A 5,521-nucleotide genomic window follows, 5' to 3' on the forward strand; every position below is an offset into this window, starting at 1 on the left:
GCACGATGCCGCGGGCAGGCTTGGAACGAAGCGACTGGGGCACGGATGCATCTTCGGCAACGGATCAGGCCCCGATTGTAGCCAGCCCCGGCGCGGCATCCTGTCCAGGCCCTGCTTGCGTTTAAACCCTGGCGGACCTCGCGGCATCCAAGCCCGTACATCACCCGCACAGGAACCGCACCATGACCGTCTCCTTCTCCCGCCCCGCCCTGACCGCGCTGGGCCTCGCCCTGGCCCTGGCCGCCGGCGGCGCCAGCGCCCAGCAGTCCATCGACAAGGTCCTGGGCAGCATCACCGCGCAGGCCGGCCAGGCCTACGGCGATCTGGAAACGGTCAACGGCAGCATCACCATCGAGGCCGGCGCCACGGTCAAGGAAGCCGGCACCGTCAACGGTTCGATCAAGGTCGACGACAAGGCCGTCACCGGCGACCTGGAGACGGTCAACGGCAGCCTCAAGCTGGGCCGCCAGGTCACCGTCAACGGCAGCCTGGAGACGGTCAACGGCAGCGTCTTCGTCGACCAGGGCGGCAAGATCGCCAAGGGCATCGAGAACGTCAACGGTGCCATCGGCATCGTCGGCACCGAGGTCGGCGGCGGCATCGAGACGGTCAACGGCGATCTCACCGTCGGCGCCGGTTCGCATGTGCGCGGCGGCATCAAGATCGAGCGCAACCAGGGCTGGTCGAGCCGCAAGCAGGAGGGCAACCCGCCGCGCGTGATCATCGGCCCCAACGCCGTGGTCGACGGCGCGCTGGTGTTCGAACGCCCGGTCAAGCTGTACGTGCACAGCAGCGCCAAGATCGGCCCGGTGACCGGCGCCACGCCGATCGCCTACAGCGGCAACACCGCCCCGGCCGAGTAACAAGCGCCCCCTCGTCGTTCCCAACGGCGGGAACCCAGCGCCCAGCTCCTCTCTCGGCGAAAGCGCTGGGTTCCCACCTTCATTCCGACGACCGCGCCATCGCCATTGCCGGCCGACCTCCCGCGCCGCCTGTCCGCATCGACAGGCGAAGCGCGCGGTGGGCCGGCCGCGTCTGGCTAGAATCCCGGGTTCCCGTACGTCACCCGCAAGGAACCCGCATGTCCCGCATGCTGCTGCTGGGCCTGGCCACGCTGACCGCGCTGGCCGCCTGCAAGAAGCCGGAAGCGCCGCCGGCGCCGGCCGCGTCCGCCCCCGCCGCCACGCCCGAGCCCACCCAGGCCGCGGCCGCGCCGCACGCCTTCTCGCCGAAGATCGAGGCCGGCGACTTCGGTGAACTGGTCAAGACGCTGTCCTCCGACGCCTTCGAGGGCCGTGGCCCCGGCACGCCGGGTGAGGACAGGACGGTGGCCTACATCACCGAGCAGATGCAGCGCATCGGCCTGAAGCCCGGCAACGGCGACAGCTGGACGCAGGACGTGCCGATGGTGGAAACCACCGCCGACCCGTCAACCGCGCTGACCATCACCGAGGCCGACGGCAGCACGCAGACCCTGGCCTTCGGCGACCAGATGGTGATCGGCACGCGCACCGGCAAGCCCGAGATCGACGTCAAGGACAGCGAGCTGGTGTTCGTCGGCTACGGCGTGGACGCGCCCGAGCGCAAGTGGAACGACTACGCCGGGACCAAGAGCTGGAAAGGCAAGACCGTGGTGATGTTCGTCAACGACCCCGGCTTCCACACGCACGACGAGCAGCTGTTCGACGGCAACCGCATGACCTACTACGGCCGCTGGACGTACAAGTTCGAGGAAGCCGCGCGCAAGGGCGCGGACGCGGCGATCATCGTCCACGACAGCGAAGGCGCCAGCTACGGCTGGGACGTGGTCAAGAATTCCTGGTCGGGCACGCAGTACGACCTGCCGGCCGCGGACGATCCGCAGCCGCGCATCCCGGCGCAGGGCTGGATCACCGGCGAGGTGGCGCGCGCGCTGTTCGCCAAGGCCGGGCTGGACCTGGACCAGGCCTACAAGGACGCCTCCAGGCCCGGCTTCAAGCCGGTGCCGCTGAAGGCCAGGGTGTCCTTCAACCTCAAGAGCACCATCGGCCAGGCCAAGTCGCGCAACGTGATCGGCGTGCTGCCCGGCAGCGAGCGCCCGGACGAGGCCGTGCTGTACATGGCCCACTGGGACCACCTGGGCAAGCACGACAACGAGGACGGCGACAACATCTACAACGGCGCGGTGGACAACGCCACCGGCGTGGCCGGCATCCTGGAGGTGGCCGATGCCTTCGCGCACCACGAGCCGAAACCGAAGCGCTCGGTCGTGTTCCTGGCGGTGACGCTGGAGGAGTCGGGCCTGCTGGGCTCGAAGTACTACGTCGCCCATCCGACCTTCCCGCTGAACAAGATCGCCGGGGTGATCAACATCGATGCGATGTCGGTGGCGGGCAAGGCGCGCGATGTCACCGTGACCGGCATGGGCGCCTCGCAGCTGGAGGACCTCCTCAAGCCGCTGGCCGAGGCCCAGGGACGCACGCTGCACGCCGAAGCCTCGCCGCAGAACGGTTCGTACTTCCGCTCGGATCACTTCAACTTCGCCAAGGCCGGCGTGCCGGCGCTGTACGTGGACGGCGGCGAGGACCTGCTCGAGGGCGGGCAGGCCGCCGGCAAGGCCGCCGCCAAGGAATACGGCGAGCAGCGCTACCACTCGCCGGCCGACGAGTACGACCCGGCGACCTGGAAGCTGGACGGCACCATGCAGGACCTGGAACTGGTCTACGGCGTGGGCCGTGAACTGGCCGGCGGCGACCAGTGGCCGAACTGGTACGACGGCAATCCGTTCAAGGCGGCGCGCGATGCGATGATGAAGGCGCCGGCCAAGCGATAGGCCAACGCTTCGAGCCAGGAAGAAGGCGCCGCACGGCGCCTTTTTCTTTTTCGCTGCCGAAGGCGCCCGCGCTCAGCGCGCGTCGCGGTCCCAGCCGAACAGGTCCAGCGCGCGGAGGAACTGCGCGTCCAGCGGCGCCAGCGCCTCGATGCGCGCGCCGCTGTGCGGATGCAGGAACGCCAGCCGGCGCGCGTGCAGCAGCATGCGGTACACGCCGCGCATGCGGAAGGCGCGGTTGTGCCGGCCCTCGCCATGGCTGGTGTCGCCGATCAGCGGATGGAAGGCATGCTTGAGGTGGCGACGGATCTGGCGGAAGCGCCCGGTGTGTGGGCGCGCGCGCAGCAGCGCGTAGCGCGAGGTGTCGAAACCGCCGGACGGGACATCCAGTTCGCCCGTGGCCAGGCGCACGAAGCCGGTGCTGGCCGGCTTCTTCTCCGGCTTGCCCGGGCCACCGTCGAGCGCATGATCGATGGTGAACGCATCCTCGGGCCAGCCGCGACAGACGGCCAGGTAGTCCTTCTCCACCTCGCGCGACATGAAGCCCTGGCCCAGCAGCGAGGCGGTGTCGCGGTCGAAGGCCACCAGCAGGCAGCCGCTGGTACCGCGGTCCAGGCGATGGATCAGGAAGATCGGACGATCCAGCTGCGCGCGCAGCAGGTCGGCCAGGAAGACCTCCTCGCCGCGGGCCAGGCCGCTGTCGTGGACCATCAGCCCGGCCGGCTTGTCGACCACGGCCAGGTGGGCGTCCTCGTAAAGCAGCGCGAGAGGCGGCAAGGGCGAATCGGAAGCGAAGCTCATCACGCCATTGTCCTCGGCCGACTGGCATGGCGCGAGTCGGGTTGCCCGGCCATCAAGGAGTCCTTGCAGAATGCCGCCCCGATCCCGTGAGAGCCGCCATGGCGGCGATGGGGCGTTCCCGGTAGAGCCTCATCGCCGCCATGGCGGCTCCCACCGAAGCCCGGGCGCGGCCAATCCTCTCCCATCAAAGGTCGGCCATGAATGCCTGACCGAGCCGAGGAAGCGCGCCATGTCGGGGCAAGGCCGGCCACTGAAGGGGCGTACCAGCCTCGTACTCCAGCGAAGAACCAGAAACCAACAAAAAGGGCGATGCCGGATGGCATCGCCCTTGTCGTCGCCAGGCATATGACGCCACGGCGCGTGCGGCCTGCGCTTAGAAGTGCAGGCCCATCTTCACGCCGACGGCCATGGCGCTGTTGTCCTTGAAATCGCCGGCGTAGCTGTGCGCGCCGGTCTCGGCCTTGGCGTCGCCCAGCCAGAAGTACTTCACGCCGGCGCTCAGGTCGATCTTGGGCGTGGGGCTGTAGCGCAGGCCGAGGCCGACGTTCCAGTAGCCATCGGTCGGGCCCAGGGTGGTCACCGGGTTGCCGGCGCCGCCATCCCAACCCACCGAGAACGAACCGGACACCGTGTCGGTCAGCTTGCGGCCCAGGCCCAGGTTGGCCGACCACTGGTCCTTGGAGTAGTCCACCAGGTTGAAGCCATCGGGCTTGCCGATCAGCGGGCCGACGGCCTCGGCGAGCTGGCCGAACTGGGCCGGACGCACCGCGAACTTGGACCACTGCACCCAGCGCACGTTACCGAACAGCACGGTGTCGGCCATGATGCCGGTCTGGAAATCCAGGTTGACCGACTGCGGCGTGGTGATCGAGGTGGTACCGCCGCCCAGGCCGCCCAGCGAGCCCAGCGTCCCGGCCAGCGCCTGGCCGGTGGCCGGCGGGATGCGGCCGGCCAGCACCAACTGCTGGATCAGGCCGGCCAGCTGCGCGCGGTTGGCGCCCAGCGCGGTGACCAGCGGCATGGACTCGTTGGCGTTGATGTCGTAGTCGATCTCCGAGCGGTAGGTCAGCGAGACCTGCAGGGCGATCTCCGGCTTCTGGTAGGCCACGCCGGCCAGCCAGCCCCAGTCGCGCTTGGACGGGATCGACAGGTCGTAGCCGTTGAAGGCCGAGTAGGTCGAACCGCGCAGCGACACCTGGCCCTTGATCTCCTGGTACACGCCGCCGGCGTAGAGGTTCCAGTTTTCGGTCGGCTGGAAGCCCAGCAGCGCCGACAGGCTCTTGGTGCGCACTTCCACGTCGGTGTCGCCGGTGATGCCGGCATTGAGGCCATAGGCGGCCAGCTGGCCGTTGCTGATGACGCTGGGGCCGGTCACGATCGGCAGGCCGCTCAGCACCACGTCGCGCGGGTTGGCGGTGAACGCGTTGGCGCCGTGGTACTCGGCCGACGCGCCGAAGGGCTCGTCGTAGATGAAGCCGAAGGAAAACTTGTCGGTGGCCTGGAACTTGATCGCGCCGCCGACGAAGTTGTAGCTGTTGGCCACGTTGCCGGTGTCGGTGCCGTTCTTGTCCTTGCCGTCCACCTTGGGATTGAGGAAGCTGCCGCCGTACTCGGCGTAGTTGCCCGGCTTCAGGAACGGCGCGATGGACTGGCCGGAGCGGTCAAGCGCCGAGGCGAAACCCGCCCCGCTGGCGGCGGCGCAGATCGCGCCCACGGTAATGGCCAGCGCATTCTTCTTGTTCAACATGTATCCCCTCCGGATCCACGAGTTTGTCGGTGACTTGCATGCAGGTACGGCATGCGTCCTTGATTGATTTCAACTGCAACTTTGCGACCGCCGCGTGCCTAGCCCTCGCCGTACGCCACGGTACGGCGCATTCTGGCCCAGCCAGCGGGCCCAGGCTACTTACA

At 68.6% G+C, this 5,521-nt stretch carries 4 protein-coding genes; 2 read left to right on the forward strand and 2 right to left on the reverse strand.

The genetic code is table 11. The features are described 5' to 3' along the window. Nucleotides 1-182: 182 nt before the first annotated feature. Both N7367_RS19170 and N7367_RS19175 read left to right on the forward strand, forming a co-directional pair. On the forward strand, nt 183-863 hold the full coding sequence (locus N7367_RS19170) for a hypothetical protein (RefSeq protein ID WP_075077230.1): 681 nt from the start codon (nt 183-185) through the stop codon (nt 861-863). Nucleotides 864-1,081: 218 nt separating this feature from the next. Then, nucleotides 1,082-2,812, forward strand: a complete 1,731-nt coding sequence (locus N7367_RS19175; RefSeq protein ID WP_075077231.1) for a M28 family metallopeptidase — start codon at nt 1,082-1,084, stop codon at nt 2,810-2,812. Nucleotides 2,813-2,884: 72 nt separating this feature from the next. On the opposite strand, the gene N7367_RS19180 is transcribed toward N7367_RS19175, so the two are convergent. Next, complete coding sequence (locus N7367_RS19180) at nt 2,885-3,610, reverse strand: pseudouridine synthase (RefSeq protein ID WP_075077232.1); 726 nt, start codon at nt 3,608-3,610, stop codon at nt 2,885-2,887. A 373-nt stretch (nt 3,611-3,983) separates the two neighbouring features. Beyond that, nucleotides 3,984-5,357: an outer membrane protein transport protein gene (locus N7367_RS19185; protein ID WP_154806571.1), complete on the reverse strand. Its 1,374-nt coding sequence runs from the start codon at nt 5,355-5,357 to the stop codon at nt 3,984-3,986. Nucleotides 5,358-5,521: the final 164 nt, after the last annotated feature.

It is taken from the genome of Stenotrophomonas sp. GD04145 (genome assembly GCF_029835135.1).
Lineage (GTDB): Bacteria > Pseudomonadota > Gammaproteobacteria > Xanthomonadales > Xanthomonadaceae > Stenotrophomonas > Stenotrophomonas maltophilia_P.